This window comes from Acidobacteriota bacterium (assembly GCA_009691245.1).
Classification (GTDB): domain Bacteria; phylum Acidobacteriota; class Terriglobia; order 2-12-FULL-54-10; family 2-12-FULL-54-10; genus SHUM01.
Window position 1 is genome coordinate 34,456 of sequence record SHUM01000001.1, and the last position, 14,863, is coordinate 49,318.

Sequence of the window (14,863 nt, forward strand, 5' to 3'; positions counted from 1 at the left end):
ACTATACGGCAACTCAGCTAAATCTGTATCAATGGAATCGAGACGACGCCTCATTCATTGCCAGCCGGGCGCGGCGGGTGCTACCATGAACAGTGGGAGCAGGCCCTTGCGCTTCCGCAGCACGCAATCGATCAGACTTCGGGCCCCGTGCAACAGAAACCTGCCAATCCCGCTAGGTCCGGAAGGAAGCAACGGTACCAGGATCTTCCGTGTGCCACGGTGCGTCCCGAAGTCTGGCCCACTGCGTGGGGGCGTGCGCAAAGCTTCCGATGGTCGCTTCGCGGTGACCAGTAAGAATGATCAGAATAATTATGCAGCGCGCAGTCCGGTAATCTTCTCTGAACGGAATCAAACCCAGTGCATCAGGTCATTGCTCGCACTTATCGACCGCAACGCTTCTCTGAAGTGATCGGGCAGCGGCACGTCACGCAGACCTTGCAGAATGCGCTGCGCCTGAATCGCGCCGGGCACGGCTACATCTTCTCCGGAATGCGCGGCTGCGGCAAGACCACCATGGCGCGACTGATGGCCAAGGCGCTGAACTGCCATCGCTGCATCATCCCAGGGCAACAAACGTCCCAGCCGCCCGAGCCGTGCGGCGAGTGCCCGTCCTGCACGGAGATCGCCGCCGGCCGGAGCCTGGATGTGATCGAAATTGACGCGGCCTCCAATCGCGGCATCGACGCCGTGCGTGAGTTGCGCGACAACGCCCGGTACGCCCCAGCCCGCGACAAACACAAGGTCTTCATCATTGACGAAGCGCACCAGATTACCAATGAAGGCTTCAACGCGCTGCTCAAGACGCTCGAAGAGCCGCCCGCCCACGTGATCTTCATCCTGGCGACGACCGAACTGCACGACCTGCCGGAGACCATCCTCTCGCGCTGCCAGCACTTCGCCTTTCACGCGGGCAGCTTCGCGGAGATTCTCGGACATCTCGGCACCATCTGCGCCGCCGAAAAAGTGGAGGCGGACGGACAGGCGCTGGCCGCCATCGCGGCATCGGCGGGCGGCAGCCTGCGCGACGCGCTCTCGCGACTCGAACAGGCCATCGCCGCGTTTGGAGCCAACCTCAAAGGCGACGCTGTACTTCGACTGTTGGGCGCGGTGCCGTCGCATATGGTGGAGGAAGTCTTTGCGGCGGTGCGCGCACAGTCGCGCGAGAGCTTGCTCGGTGTCATTGCGCAACTCGTTGACGAAGGCTATCAGCTCCCGCATTTTTCATCTCAGCTTGTTCGGGCCGTGCGCAACATGCTGGTAGCCAAGCTGGCCGGGCCTGCGCCACATCTGCTGGAAACCTCTCCGGAGGAGTGCCAACGGCTGGCTGATCTCGCTACAGAGTTCTCCGAGGAAGACTTGATGCGCTTTCTCGACATCCTGCTGCAACTACACCAACAGCTTCGTCATGCGGCGGAACCACGCTTCGCCATGGAACTGGGCCTGCTGAAGTTGGTAGACGCCGAGCGGTTGGTCGCTCTGGAAGAGTTGATCGCACGACTGGATGGAGTGGCTCCCGGGCCTTCTTCTCCCAAGCCGCCGTTGCCCAGCCCGTCAGGTCCTCCATCTACGCGGCCATCGGGTGGTGCGCCGCCGAGTGCGCCACGCACTTCAGCCGCCAGCCCGTTTGAGCAGGACACACTTCGCAAGCGGCAGAGTTTGGAGGCAGTGGTCGAGTCGCCGGCTTCCTCCGCGCCGAGTACTCCCGTGACGGGTCCCGCCCCCGCACAATCCGCAGAGCCAACCTCAGGCACGACGGCGGAGGATTGGAAGGGCGCTGTGCTGCAGGAGCTGGAAGAGAAAAATAAATTGATGCTGTCCTCAATGCTGGCCGACGCCGATTGGGTTCTGGCGCAAAATGAAGTGCGCATCCACACCGCCAGCGCGGGCATGGCTTCTGTAATTCCAGATGCAGATCGCAAGCTGCTGGAACAGTTGGTGGCAAAGGCAGTGGGACGGCCCGTGAAACTGAGTTTCGTGGCCGCCGCCAAGACGGCGCGGGAACTCGCCGCAACTATGTCCAGCGCGGCACCCACTGCGGGAAAGCAGCCACCGCGTACGACCGGCAAGGCAGGCGCGGTCGATCCGGAGATGGAGGCGCGCGTCCGCCAGGACCCGGAGATACAAGAGTTTGAGACCGTGTTCGGCAAGCCTGTTACGGGCATTCGCCGCCTGCGCGGATAACGCCGAAACGACCGAGGAGTAATACATTGTTTAATCCCCAGCAGATGCTTGGCCAGTTGAAAAAGATGCAGGAGGACATGCAACAGAAGATGGAGACCCTGCGCGCGCAAGGCTCGGCCGGCGGGGGAATGGTATTAGTGGAAGTCAACGGCTCCAAGCGCGTGCTCAAGGTAACCATCGATCCGCAGGTGGCCAAGGACAATGATCTGGAGATGCTGCAAGACCTGATCCAGGCCGCGGTCAACGATGCCCTGCGCAAAGTGGACGAGGCCTTGAAGCAGCAGCTCGGTGGTATGGCGGGGGCGCTGGCTGGCGGGTTGCCGGGCGGCCTAAAGATTCCAGGGCTGTTCGAGTAAAGCAGGAGTCAGAAGACAGAAGCCAGGAGTTGGAAGTCAGGAGAAGAGCCGCTCACTATGCCAGAATATGCCAAGCCGATGGCCAAATTGATTGACGAGTTGAAGCGCCTGCCCGGCGTGGGTTCGAAGTCGGCGCAGCGCATGGCGTTTCATCTGCTGAAGGTGGAAGACGGCGAGGCCGACCGGCTGGCCGACGCCATTCGTGAATTGAAATCGTCGATCCGCTTGTGCGAGATTTGCAACAACATCACCGAGGCGAGTCCGTGCGGGATTTGCAATGATGCCTCGCGCGACCCACATGTGCTGTGCGTGGTGGAAGATTCCGCCAACATCGTGGCCATCGAGCAGACTGGCCACTTCCGCGGCGGCTATCACGTGCTGATGGGCGTACTCTCACCGCTGCACGGCGTGGGCCCGGACCAGTTGCGCATTGAAGGATTGGTCGAGCGCGTGAAGCAGGGTGGCATTCAAGAAGTGGTGATGGCCACCAACCCGACATCGGAAGGCGAAGCCACCGCCATGTATCTGGCGAAACTCCTGAGACCGCTAGGCGCGCGCATCACGCGCATCGCCACCGGCGTCCCCGTCGGCAGCGAATTAGAGTACGTCGACCGCGCCACCATGGCCCGCGCCATGGACGGCCGCAAAGATTTCTGAAGTGAACGGCTGGGAAGCTTCCATCTGGGGCACTTCGATTTCACATTCGGACTTATTTGTTCGCTTCTATTTCCGCTTTATTTACTGCCCACCAATTCTTCCAAAAGCTAATGTACTTCTGTTCGTCTTGGAGGAACGTATCTACTGTCGGGAAATGCAGCCTGGTTTCTTCGTTGGCATACACAACGGCGGGATTTGACGACGCAAAAGCCATGCTCGTGTAGTTTTCAAGAGTTTGCACGGGGAGGCCATTGGCGAACGATGCTATGCCCGCCACTGCTGCGTAGCGCAACTCGGACGAATTGCCGTTAAGCAGTTCGGCAAGAAAAGGAAGAGCTTTCCTGGTGTGAATTGCCCTCAGTGCGGCGACTGCTGCGGACCTTAAAGGTTCTGCGCCGCCAGCCATGGTACCAAGCGATTGAATTGCAGCTGCGTCAGAATCACGATAACGAGCAACTGATCTTGCCAGAGTACTCATCTGCTCGGAGCTGAGCCCCATCTCTCGTCCGTTGCCTAATCCTAACAATGCGCTTCGGTCACCCTTGTCGAGAAGAAGCCCCAACCCTATTGCTTTGACAGATGGGATGGAAGAATTCAAGAGCCCATTTCCGACCGCCTTAAGCCGGACTGGATCAATGTCCCCGAGCGCCGCGAGAAACATTTCTCCTGCCCTTGGGGTACTAGGATCTACTATGCCAGAAACAATTTCCTCTATTAGCTTATCTAGCGGTGTTGCATTTGCCGCGCAGGAAAGTGGCTTAATTGGCAGGTTGATAAAGCTGATATCAAGGGGTATGGAACCGTTCAAGACGGGAAGTATCTTCCAAGCAACTTCTGTCTTCTTCTTAAGGAAGAAAATCCCTGATTTTCCAGCTAACCCGGTTTCGTTGCCAAGATCGTTCGACGATACCGACCAGCTAGCGATGAAAGTCGCATTTATTTGAGCATCCCCTTTTATCGATCTGGCAATCAGGAGTGCAACGTCGATCACGTCACCCGACCTTACAACGCTCTGAACTTTAGCTACGACGACTTCATCGGCTTCACTGAGAAGACGGCCCAGCGGCTTGCCCCCCACCGGATAGCCAAATCCAGGTAGCCCCAAGAACACAAAAACGAGTAGGAGACAGAATACTCTTAAGAACACATTGCGACTTTTCATTTCCGTTTTCCTCCAGCACTCCGTTAATTCCGCTCGTGTCTATCGTCGGCCGTTGGATGGGACGTGGAGTGACTGAGATTAATGGATAAGTTTGGCTGTTCCCTTGACATTGGGTCGTAGCACCAGCATCAACGACCAGTTGATAGCTTCCGTTTCCACGCGGTTCTAGTGCTGCGTTTAGATTGACTACCGCCCCGGTAGTTGCAGTGTCTGATCCGGCTATTTGCGCGTTGGTTGTGCTGCCGGTAGCGACTAATACAGTTCCACTAGATCCGATAAAGTACAGCCTCGCCCTAAAAGTTGCCGTCCAAAATATTCGATTGGGATCTGATGACCAAAACACGGACTTACCCTGAACATGATTTCCATTCGTTCGAAACGTGCCAATCCCGACAAATACCCCTGGACAATCTGTTTGGGCATGGGAAAATGGCAAGAGTGAAGTAAGGACAAGCATCCAAAATCTCAATCTATTCTTTTTTGATACATGAGCAGTGGATCGCAGGTTACCCTTATACGACATTCTTACCTCCAGCATATCTCAAATAATATGGAACTGACCAAGGGGGTTAAGTCGTGACGAGTGCCCCCCCCCGGGGCCGTGTCAAGGTAATTTTTATTAGCGGCTTGGAAGCTGAACGGCGGGGAATCAGCGAGCGGGCGCTTGCGCGGTGGGGGCGTAGTAGCCGGTGCGGGCGCGGATGTTCAGCTTGCCGCGCTTAGGGGCGTTGAGCTGAATCTCCACGCGGCGGAACGAACCATCCTTGGCGGCGTTGGTGGGGGTGTAGGCCAGCACGTACTGGTTACGAATATCGTCGGCGATGATGGTGGCCATCTGCTCGACTTCGGCGGGATTCTTGGGGAAGAACGCGGTGCCGCCGCTGGCTTTGGCGATGGCCTCCAGCGCGCGCTTGGCGCGACGGGCGGCGCGCTTGTCATCTGAACCCAGCAGCGCAGCCGTATAGATCATCACATTCGCGCGATTCACTTTCTGGACAAGTTGCTCGAGTGTGCCCTTGCTGGCGTTATCTTCGCCGTCGGTAACGGCGATGACCACGCGCTTATCCAGCGTCGCTTTTTCTTTCAGGTGGTCGAGCGACATGTCGATGGCGTCATAGAAGGCGGTGCCGCCGCGGGCGTCGATCTTCTCGAGCGCCTCTTCCAGCAGGATCAGGTTGCCCGTGAATTCGGCGTCGAGGAAGGACTCTTCGTTGAAGTTGACGATGAAGACTTCGTCGAGCGGATTGCTGCTTTTGACGAACTTCAGTGCGGCGGCGTTCACGCCTTTGCGCTTGTCGCGCATGCTGCCGCTGTTGTCCACCAGGATGCCCACGGCGACCGGGATGTCCTCGCGCTTGAAGACCTTCAATTTCTGCTCGACTTTATTCTCAAAAACGCGGAACTCGTTCCGCTTGAGGTCGGCGACTGGCTTGCCATTCTTGTCAGTAACGGTGGCATGCAATACCACCAGTTCCGCCTCCACGCTGATGACGTAATCGTCTGTCTCTTCCCCTGCCGTTTTTCTCTTTGCCGGGACATCCACTACCGCCGTAGAGGATTCATTCGTAGAGGGTGCTGGGGGGATGGGCTGTGATTGTCCCGCAGTAGCAGGAGGCGATCCGGACGGAGTCAGGCTGAAGCAGAGAAATGAAACGATGAGAAGTAGGAACCGTCTGAGCCGACCCATAAGGCCCTCGCGCGACATGACCATGAATGCTTAATTTTTCGTCAAGTCGAAAGGAGCTGGAGCGGTGGCTCCGAATTACTCCTGAGGTCCATAATAACCAGCTTTATTGAAAAGCTGCAATGGGGGCAAACCGCGAGGCGGCTTCAACTGCACTTGAATCTTGCGCCATTTGCCGTCGCGGGTGTCATTGGTGGGAGTGTAGCCCAGAACGTAAAGGTTGCGCAGCTCGCGTCCGATCTTGCGGGCAATGTCGGGCAGATCATTGGGATTCTCGACAGGGAACTGCCGACCGCCAGTCATCTCCGCGATTTCCGTTAGCAGGCCGGGACCGGCCAATTCCTCCGGCGTGCGGCTGCGGCTGGAGTACGGCTCAAAGATTCCGACGGCGTAAATCTGCACGTCCGACTCGCGTACGGCGCGCTTGATTTCACTCTCGGAATATCGGCTGTGGTTGTCGCCGCCATCGGAAATAACCAGCAACACCTTGCGCGAATGCTTGGCCTTGCGCATCTCATGCAATCCCAGGTAGATGGCATCCAGCAGCGAGGTGCGGCCCTTCGCTTCGGCGAAATTCAGCTTGCTTTGCAGGGTTCCGCCATCCGAAGTGAAATCCATCAGTTGCGTGGGGCGGTCGTTAAAGCTGATCAGGAAGAACTCGTCTTCCGGATTGGAACTGCGGAAGAACTGCATCACCGCCATGCGTGCCTTGTCCAGCTTGTCTGACATGCTGCCGCTGGCGTCGAAAATTATTCCGGCAGAGAGAGGCACGTCTTCATTCGAGAAGTGCTGAATGTCCTGGGACTGCTTGTCTTCCAATACGCGGAAATGTTCCTTGTCGAGCCCGGTTACAAATCGGTTGTAAGGATCAACCACGCTGACCTGGACCAGAACCAGCGGTACTTCCACGCGGATAGGCCGTTGTGTGGTCGGCTCGAGCACGTCGGAATCGGCCTGAACTCCAATCTGCTCTTCATCAATTGCGACTTCCGGCTCGGCTCCCCAAGCAACAAAACGCGAGACACAAATCACCGCCAGCATGAAGATGAGTGTACGGCTTGTCTTCCGGGCTATCGCCATTTGGCCCCCATTTGGGCTTCCGAGTTGGCCTCATCGTACCGCTTACCTCAGCGGCGCGCAAGTAAAATATATATATTTTTTACAACGGCAAATGAAGCGGTCCCGGCTTGCCTGTAGATGTGCTAGAATTCCTTTTTGCCTGCCTCCATTTCTGAAGGTAAAGTTTCCTATGATCCTGGCCACAGTGCTGACTGGCAAGGCTCAATTCCACCTAAAATTGAATCGTCCTCAGCGGTGTCCCCACCTGGGAAAGGGCCTGGCAGGCCGTAGCGATTAGAGTGTTTCGGGAGGTTTCATGAAACCCAAGTATGTGTTTATAACGGGCGGGGTGGTCTCCTCGCTGGGTAAAGGTCTGGCGGCTGCCTCGGTCGGCTCGCTGCTGGAGAGCCGCGGTCTGAAGGTCACGCTCCAGAAGTTTGATCCGTACCTGAACGTTGACCCCGGCACCATGAGCCCCTTCCAGCATGGCGAGGTTTACGTCACCGACGATGGAGCCGAGACCGATCTCGACCTCGGCCATTACGAGCGCTATACCCATGCGCGCCTCACTCGCGACAATAATCTCACCTCCGGCCGTATCTACGAGCAGATCATCACCAAGGAGCGCCGTGGCGACTACCTCGGCAAAACCGTGCAAGTGATTCCACACGTAACCAACGAAATCAAGGCGGCCATCAAGAAAGTCTCCGCCGACGTGGATGTGGTCATTGTAGAGATCGGCGGAACCGTCGGCGACATTGAATCGCTGCCGTTCATCGAGTCGCTGCGCCAGATGCGCCAGGAACTTCCGCGCCAGGACACGGTTTTTCTGCACCTGGTGCTGGTCCCCTACATCGCCGCCGCCGGCGAACTGAAGACCAAGCCGGCGCAGCACAGCGTGAAGCAGTTGCTCGAAAACGGCATCCAGCCCGATATCCTGCTTTGCCGCACGGACCGCTACCTGTCGCCGGAACTCAAAGAGAAGATCGCGCTGTTCTGCAACGTGGCCAAGGAAGCCGTGATCACCGCCAGCGACGTCGAGTGCATCTACGAAGTGCCCCTCTCACTCGCCAGCGAAGGCCTCGACGAGATCATTCTCAACCATCTGAACCTGCAGGCAGGCGAGCGCCGCATGGAGAAGTGGGCAGAGATCGTCCACCGCATAAAGAATCCGGCGGGCACGGTAACCATCGGCATTGTCGGCAAGTACGTCGACTATGAAGACTCCTACAAGAGCTTGAAGGAAGCGTTGATCCACGGTGGGCTGGCCAATAATCTGCAAGTAGATTTGAAATGGATTGAAGCCGAAGGCGTCGAAGGCGAGAACTGGGAAGAGCAACTTAAATCTTACGACGGCATCCTGGTGCCCGGCGGCTTTGGCAAGCGCGGCGTGGCGGGCATGATCCGCGCCATCGAGTATGCGCGCACGCGCAAGGTTCCTTACTTCGGCATCTGCTTAGGGATGCAAACCGCCGTCATCGAGTACGCCCGCAACGTTTGCGGCCTCGAAGGCGCCGACAGCTCCGAGTTCGACCCGGCCACGCCGCACCGCGTGATCTACAAGCTGCGTGAGCTGCGCGGCGTCGATGAGCTGGGCGGCACCATGCGCCTGGGCGCGTGGCCCTGCAAGATCACGCCCGGCAGCACCGCGCACCGCGCCTACGGGTCGCTCGAAATCTCCGAGCGCCATCGCCACCGCTACGAGTTCAACCGCGAGTACGAAGAGACGCTCGTCGCCCACGGCCTGAAGCTCACCGGCACCACGCCCGACGGCACCTACGTCGAGATCGTCGAGGTTGAGGGCCACCCTTGGTTCGTCGGCTGCCAGTTCCATCCTGAGTTCAAGTCGAAACCGCTGGAGCCGCACCCGCTCTTCGCGGCCTTCATCGCCGCCTCCAACGAGCACCGCGCGCAGCGGGAGGGCACGGCCACAGAGTCATCGACTACGCCTAAGACCCAATCCGTCATTGCGGTGGATTAGAACTGGCCAAATATATCGGAGCGTTCTGCTATACTTGTATAGCAAGGAGGCTCATCATGCTTGCCATTCGACTGCCGGTTAATATTGAAAAGCGTTTGGAGCGGCTCGCCAAGCGCACCGGTCGCACCAAGACCTATTATGCCCGCGAGGCCATCCTGCGGCACTTGGAGGACATAGAGGACGTTCATTTCGCTGAGCAGGCATATGCCCGTTATCTCAAAGACGGAAAATCCATCCCGCTGGAAGAGGCCATGAGGCGGCATGGCTTTGCAACAGACTTAAAGCGTAAAACCCGCACATGAATGGCACGCTATCCAACATCCGCGTGTAAGTTAGAGCGGCGCTTCGGTCGGGCTGACCGGGATGCAAGCGGACGAACTTCTGGAACGGGTTTTCTTCCGGCGCGCACGTAATTCACATTTTCCTTGCGGGTCAGGCGCAGGTTCAGTCCCCCGACGTCCAGCGGGGAGGATTTCGAGCGTTCGGGCCGCACCGCGAACACTTGTCCATCCTGTCGCCGAATACGCACTTCGCCTTCCTTCCCTGCCTGTTCCAGGACAATGGCTAAACGTTTGCGCGCCTCGGAATAGGTATAGACTTTCATCATTTACGATTATCCAGTGCCGCAGGAAATGCTGCAGCAAAATAATTCTCGTTTATACTCAAGGTTCGAGGACATGATGGAGCAACCATCCAAACCGCAATTCGATATGCCCTGGCGCAACGGCAATACATTCTTCCTGATCGCGGGGCCGTGCGTGATTGAGAGCGACGCGCATGTGCTGCGCATGGCCCGCGAGATCAGCGCCATCGCCAAGCGGCTGGGCGTGCCGTATATCTTCAAGGCGTCGTTTGACAAGGCCAACCGCACCAGCGTGCACTCTTACCGCGGGCCTGGCTTGGAGAAGGGTCTTGCCGCGCTGAAGCGCGTGAAGGATGAGACGGGCCTGCCGATCCTCACCGACATTCATGAAGCGGGGCAGGCTGCGCCCGTGGCGGAGGTCTGCGACGTGATCCAGATTCCCGCGTTCCTGTGCCGCCAGACCGATCTGCTCGTCGCGGCGGGCCAGACCGGCGCGGTGGTGAATCTGAAGAAGGGGCAGTTCGTCTCGCCGCAGGAATTCCTGCACGCCATCGAGAAAGTGGTCAGCACGGGCAACAAGAAGATCATCCTCACCGAGCGCGGGTCATCATTCGGCTATAATAATTTGGTTGTGGATATGCGTTCGCTCCCCGTCATGCGCAAGACCGGCTATCCCGTGGTGCTGGACGTTACGCACAGCGTGCAGTTGCCCGGTGGCGCTGGCAATGCCAGCGGCGGGCAGCCCGAGTTCATCGAGCCGCTGGCGCGCGCCGGCGTGGCGGCGGGCCTCGACGGCATCTTCATGGAAGTCCATGACAACCCCGCCGAGGCGCTCTCGGATGGATCGAATGCCCTGCCGCTTGCGCAACTGGAGCCGCTGCTCGAACGCTTGTTGGCGATTGATCGTGTCGTCCGCCCCTGGCTGTGATTCCGGCGCCCTGGCGGTAACAGTGCCGCGCGCGTAAGCAAGCGGACCCCTGCAAAAGTGACGAGTGACAAGTGACGAGTGACAAGATTTCCAGACCAGCATCAAAGCGTATAAAGTCCCGAGCGGCGCGCTCGCGACTTGTCACTCGTCGCTCGTCACTCGCCTCACCCATCGCCACCGCGCGCGAAGTTCTGCGCACCGAAGCCGCGGCCATCTCCGCGCTGCTGCGCCGCTTGAATGGTGAGTTTGAGACAGCCGTTGAGTTGCTCGCCGCCACCAAGGGCCGCGTGATCGTAACTGGCATGGGCAAGAGCGGCTTGATCGCGCAGAAGATCGCCGCAACATTTTCCAGCACCGGCACACCGTCCTTCTTTCTCCATCCGGCTGAGGCCATCCACGGCGACCTGGGAAAACTCGTCGAAGGCGACCTGGTGCTGGCGCTTTCCTACAGCGGCGAGACCGAGGAGTTGCTGCGCCTGCTGGAGCGCATCAAGCGGCTGGGCATCCCGTTGATCGGCATGACCGGCGGCCTGAAGTCCACGCTGGCCCGCGCGTCTGACGTGCTGCTCGACGTCAGCATCCGCAAGGAAGCCTGCTCGATGAACCTCGCACCCACAGCCAGCACTACGGCGTCGCTGGCGCTCGGCGACGCGCTGGCTGTGGCGCTGCTGGAGCGCAAAGGGTTCCGCGAGGATCATTTCGCCGAGCTGCATCCGGGAGGCGAGCTGGGCCGCCGCATCCGCCGCGTCGAGCAATTGATGCACACCGGCAAGGCGGTGCCGATTGTCTTGCAAACCACGCCGATGGCGAAGGTCATCGCCGAAATATCCCGCACAGGATTTGGCTTGGCCCTGGTGGCGGATCAACAGAAACGCCTGGCTGGCGTCATCACAGATGGCGACTTGCGGCGCTGGTTCCCCAAATCTCCGGGCGACTGGCGGGGCCGCACGGCGCGCGATTGCATGAAGGCGAATCCCACGACCATTGGACGCGACGAGATCGCCACGCGCGCGCTGAAGCTGATGGAGTCGAAGAAGATTACGGCGTTGCCGGTAGTCGATGCGCGCGGCCGCATCGAAGGATTGCTCCACCTGCACGATCTGTGGAGAACGCAGTGGATTTGAGAACAGGATTAAAGAACGAAGCAAAGAAAGCAGAGGAGGCAGAGGAAACGCAACAGCACGAAACGCGGGAGATGACGAGCAAGCAATCTTTTGCTTTCTCTGCCTCCTTTGCTTCCTCTACTTCCTGAAGGTCATCCATGCCTCTACAACTCCAAACTCCCGACGCCGTGGAGCGCGCCAAGCGCGTGGAGTTCATTCTCATGGATGTCGATGGCGTGATGACAGACGGGCGGATTTATCTGATCCCCGACGGCAGCGGCGGCTGTCGCGAGATGAAAACGTTTGACGTCTCTGACGGCGTGGCCATCACCTTCGCGCATCGCGTGGGCCTGCGCACCGGCATCCTCACCGGCCGCGCCTCCGACAGCGTTACCTGGCGCGCCAAGGATTTGGGCATCAGCATCGTCGAGCAGGGCAGCCACAACAAGATCGAGTCGTACATCAAGCTGCTTGACGAACACGAGCTGACCGATGCGATCCTCTGCTACATCGGCGACGATTGGCAGGACCTGCCCATGATGCGCCGCGCCGCCCTCGCCGTGGCCCCGGCCAACGCCTGCGATGACGTCAAGAAGGTCGCCCACATCGTGACAGAAAAGTCCGGCGGTCGCGGCGCGGTCCGCGAGGCCATCGAGTTCATCCTCAAGGCGCAGAACAAGTGGGACGACGCCGTGAAGCGTTATTTGGATTAGAGTTTCTTGAGCAGTGCGATCTGCCCGGCGTGGTAGACGTCGTGGTCGACCACGCCGGCCGCCAGATCACCAAACTTCCACGGCGTGCCCGCGAGCGGTTCCGCCAGCCGAGCATCTTCGATACCACTCAGCACATCCAGCAACTCAGCCTGACTTCTCTCCAGCCGCGCCAGCGCTGCGTCCCACGCCACCTGCCCCTCGCCCTGCGGTTTGGGCCAATCCACGTTCGCGGGAATCTCTCCGGCTGGCTCGCCCAGCACGCGGCTGCGCACGATCGACTTCCACGCCAAGATGTGCAGCACGAGTTCAATAATCGAGTGTGCATTGCCGTGCCGCTGATGCGCCTGTTTAGCCGTGATGCCCGCCAGCACTTCCTTCACCGCTGGCCCATGCCACGACGGCCCTTCGTAGGCGCGGCGAATCTGTTCCCCGATTCTTTCGACCTCAACCCGTGCTGCGTTGTTCATAAGATAACCAAGTATCGCTAGCAACTGTGGTTAGATTGCAAGATGCTATCGGCCAGGCTCAGTATTGAGTAGACTCCAGATCGAAGCTTGATGGAAAATCAAAGTTTTCGTCTAAAACTTCTAGCAGGTTTATTTGATTTCGCCATAAAGTAGGAGTTTTCTTGGCTGCCAGCCAAAACAACTTTCTCTGCGAGTCTGTCCCGAACTGCTCAAACAGTAATGGCTCGGAAAAAATTTTAGTATAGACATTTGAAGTCAGAAGTTCTGCCTGAACAACGCGCTGCCATACAAGCCGTTTTCGGTCCCTTTCAGGACGGTCCGCAAAGAACACCTCAGCTATCTCTATCATATGCTCCGTGTGGTTACGTATTCTGTACAGGTCCTGTAGTAACCGGTGTGAGGTGCCGGATCGTCCAGTAAAAAGCTCGCAGTGGTTTGCAAATCCATTGGCGTTACATCCTTTGTCGGGAGGGACCAATGCTTCCAGCGACCTTATACACTGATGCAATCTTTCATCCCCGAATTTTTCCTCAGTTGCAATGCGCCACGCACCAAACCCTCTTCTTAATCGAAATGTATCATCGCTCTGGTAAACGGATTTTATCGCTGGAAGCATTCCAATGGCCTGCCGAATTTGGTCGACGTTCAAAGGTTTGGCGAAAACGTATGGATTCTTCCGCTCAAGAATACGGTCGCTTGATGACACATTGTATAAGTCTCCCCCATACTTCGCTCCCGTTATGAAGAATCCCTTTCCATAGTCTGGAAAACCTTGAAGAAAGATTGCACTGAGTAGCATGTGAAGTTCCACTTGCAATTTGTGGAGATGCTGGTAAAGCGGGTCCGGATTGGATATTTCCCTTACAATGCCCAGTGCGAAGTTGCTGGTTGCAATCTGGCGGGACCGTTCGTGTCCGACCCAGGGAACCCAATCTATTCCGATATCATTATGGGGATTGCAAAGGACGCAGAATTCACTGCCCAATTCGATCGGACTCGCAAAGTCTGGCACTTTCGTTGCATTTGTAAGAACAACGAAAGAAAATACATGGTTATCGGGAATTGAGAAACCACTTCCCATCATTCAACCTCGAGTCCGGGCAAGAGATTTCAGCAGCGCGCGCCGGGTGATCACGCAAGCCATGTCGCGGCGGTAGTCCGCGCTGGCGTGGATGTCGGAGAGTGGGTCAATGCCGTCGGCGGCATGTTGCGACGCGGAGGCAATTAACGAATCGCCAGCCACTTCACCTAGCAGCTTTGCTTCCACCGTCATCGCGCGGTAGGGAACACCGTTGACTCCGGTGATGGCCACGCGAGCGTGCGTGATTTTTTTCGATGCGTCCAATGAAATGAGCGCCGCGGCGCCGGCGATGGCGAAGCCGGAGGCCTGCTGGCGCAACTTCACGTAAGCGGTTCCGGTGCGCGGGCCGAAGCGCGCGCGCATGTCCGAGAGACGAACCGCGGTCAGGATTTCATCGGGCTGGAGCGCGCTGGTCATCAAGTCCACAAAGAAGTCTTGTGCCGCCACCACGCGTTCGCCGGCCTTGCCGCGAATCACCATCTGCGCGTCCAAGGCGAGCGCGGCGGCGGGGAAATCCCCCGCGGCGTCGGCGTGGACGAGGCTGCCGCCGATGGTTCCGCGATTGCGCACCTGCACGTCGCCAATCTCCGCGGCGGTCTCCGCCAAGAGTGGCGCGGCGCGACGCAGCAGCTCCGACCGCTCGATCTCGACATGACGCAGCAAGCTGCCGATCTCAATCGCCGCACCGTGTTCATGGATGCCGTGCAACTCTTCGAGCCGCCCGATATCCAGCACAAAGCGGGGAAAGACCAGCCGCAACTTCAGCAGCGGGATCAGGCTCTGCCCTCCTGCGAGCACCTTGGTGTCCTCGGGATGATGGGCGAGGAACTGCAACGCCTCATCGAGGCTGGCCGGGCGGACGTAAGTGAATGGCGCGGGGAACATAAGAGCTAGAAGACAGGAGACAG

General features: G+C 58.3%; 15 protein-coding genes and 1 other RNA gene. 9 read left to right on the forward strand and 7 right to left on the reverse strand.

Annotated elements, in window-relative coordinates:
* Positions 1 to 136: 136 nt before the first annotated feature.
* The 4 genes from ffs (at position 137) to recR (ending at position 3,194) form a co-directional block, all read left to right on the forward strand.
* An RNA gene (gene ffs / locus EXQ56_00165) (signal recognition particle sRNA small type) lies at positions 137 to 235 on the forward strand.
* Positions 236 to 357: 122 nt separating this feature from the next.
* Positions 358 to 2,181, forward strand: coding sequence for a DNA polymerase III subunit gamma/tau (gene dnaX, locus EXQ56_00170; GenBank protein MSO18874.1), 1,824 nt, complete (start codon positions 358 to 360; stop codon positions 2,179 to 2,181).
* Positions 2,182 to 2,207: 26 nt separating this feature from the next.
* Positions 2,208 to 2,537, forward strand: a complete 330-nt coding sequence (locus tag EXQ56_00175; GenBank protein MSO18875.1) for a YbaB/EbfC family nucleoid-associated protein — start codon at positions 2,208 to 2,210, stop codon at positions 2,535 to 2,537.
* 57 nt (positions 2,538 to 2,594) lie between these two features.
* Positions 2,595 to 3,194: a recombination protein RecR gene (gene recR / locus EXQ56_00180; GenBank protein ID MSO18876.1), complete on the forward strand. Its 600-nt coding sequence runs from the start codon at positions 2,595 to 2,597 to the stop codon at positions 3,192 to 3,194.
* A gap of 52 nt (positions 3,195 to 3,246) precedes the next feature.
* Here recR and EXQ56_00185 read toward each other — a convergent pair whose 3' ends face one another.
* The 3 genes from EXQ56_00185 to EXQ56_00195 all read right to left on the reverse strand — a co-directional run bounded on the left by EXQ56_00185 (position 3,247) and on the right by EXQ56_00195 (position 7,081).
* Positions 3,247 to 4,356 carry a HEAT repeat domain-containing protein gene (locus EXQ56_00185; protein ID MSO18877.1) on the reverse strand — a complete coding sequence of 370 codons (1,110 nt, stop codon included), beginning with the start codon at positions 4,354 to 4,356 and terminating at the stop codon, positions 3,247 to 3,249.
* Between the two features lie 649 nt (positions 4,357 to 5,005).
* On the reverse strand, positions 5,006 to 6,043 hold the full coding sequence (locus EXQ56_00190; GenBank protein ID MSO18878.1) for a VWA domain-containing protein: 1,038 nt from the start codon (positions 6,041 to 6,043) through the stop codon (positions 5,006 to 5,008).
* 75 nt (positions 6,044 to 6,118) lie between these two features.
* Positions 6,119 to 7,081: a VWA domain-containing protein gene (locus EXQ56_00195; protein ID MSO18879.1), complete on the reverse strand. Its 963-nt coding sequence runs from the start codon at positions 7,079 to 7,081 to the stop codon at positions 6,119 to 6,121.
* A 334-nt stretch (positions 7,082 to 7,415) separates the two neighbouring features.
* Between EXQ56_00195 and EXQ56_00200 the strand changes: the two genes are divergently transcribed.
* Positions 7,416 to 9,080, forward strand: coding sequence for a CTP synthase (locus tag EXQ56_00200; protein ID MSO18880.1), 1,665 nt, complete (start codon positions 7,416 to 7,418; stop codon positions 9,078 to 9,080).
* 56 nt (positions 9,081 to 9,136) lie between these two features.
* Complete coding sequence (locus tag EXQ56_00205) at positions 9,137 to 9,382, forward strand: ribbon-helix-helix protein, CopG family (protein ID MSO18881.1); 246 nt, start codon at positions 9,137 to 9,139, stop codon at positions 9,380 to 9,382.
* Positions 9,383 to 9,390: 8 nt separating this feature from the next.
* On the opposite strand, the gene EXQ56_00210 is transcribed toward EXQ56_00205, so the two are convergent.
* Positions 9,391 to 9,684 (reverse strand): type II toxin-antitoxin system Phd/YefM family antitoxin, encoded by a 294-nt coding sequence (locus tag EXQ56_00210; GenBank protein ID MSO18882.1) that lies wholly within the window; start codon positions 9,682 to 9,684, stop codon positions 9,391 to 9,393.
* 73 nt (positions 9,685 to 9,757) lie between these two features.
* On the opposite strand from EXQ56_00210, the gene EXQ56_00215 reads away from it, so the two are divergent.
* The 3 genes from EXQ56_00215 to EXQ56_00225 all read left to right on the forward strand — a co-directional run bounded on the left by EXQ56_00215 (position 9,758) and on the right by EXQ56_00225 (position 12,407).
* The gene (locus EXQ56_00215) at positions 9,758 to 10,591 is read left to right on the forward strand and encodes a 3-deoxy-8-phosphooctulonate synthase (protein MSO18883.1); all 834 of its coding nucleotides are present in this window, start codon (positions 9,758 to 9,760) and stop codon (positions 10,589 to 10,591) included.
* Positions 10,592 to 10,761: 170 nt separating this feature from the next.
* On the forward strand, positions 10,762 to 11,715 hold the full coding sequence (locus EXQ56_00220) for a KpsF/GutQ family sugar-phosphate isomerase (GenBank protein MSO18884.1): 954 nt from the start codon (positions 10,762 to 10,764) through the stop codon (positions 11,713 to 11,715).
* Between the two features lie 137 nt (positions 11,716 to 11,852).
* On the forward strand, positions 11,853 to 12,407 hold the full coding sequence (locus tag EXQ56_00225) for a 3-deoxy-D-manno-octulosonate 8-phosphate phosphatase (GenBank protein MSO18885.1): 555 nt from the start codon (positions 11,853 to 11,855) through the stop codon (positions 12,405 to 12,407).
* On the opposite strand, the gene EXQ56_00230 is transcribed toward EXQ56_00225, so the two are convergent.
* Genes EXQ56_00230 through EXQ56_00240 form a run of 3 tightly spaced genes read right to left on the reverse strand, consistent with a single transcriptional unit; the run spans position 12,404 to position 14,840 of the window.
* Positions 12,404 to 12,874: a DinB family protein gene (locus EXQ56_00230; GenBank protein ID MSO18886.1), complete on the reverse strand. Its 471-nt coding sequence runs from the start codon at positions 12,872 to 12,874 to the stop codon at positions 12,404 to 12,406. The genes EXQ56_00225 and EXQ56_00230 overlap by 4 nt on opposite strands.
* A 58-nt stretch (positions 12,875 to 12,932) precedes the next feature.
* Entirely contained in the window at positions 12,933 to 13,958 is a 1,026-nt protein-coding gene (locus tag EXQ56_00235) for a hypothetical protein (protein MSO18887.1), read from the reverse strand.
* Positions 13,959 to 14,840 (reverse strand): xanthine dehydrogenase family protein subunit M, encoded by an 882-nt coding sequence (locus tag EXQ56_00240; GenBank protein MSO18888.1) that lies wholly within the window; start codon positions 14,838 to 14,840, stop codon positions 13,959 to 13,961.
* Positions 14,841 to 14,863 lie beyond the last annotated feature (23 nt).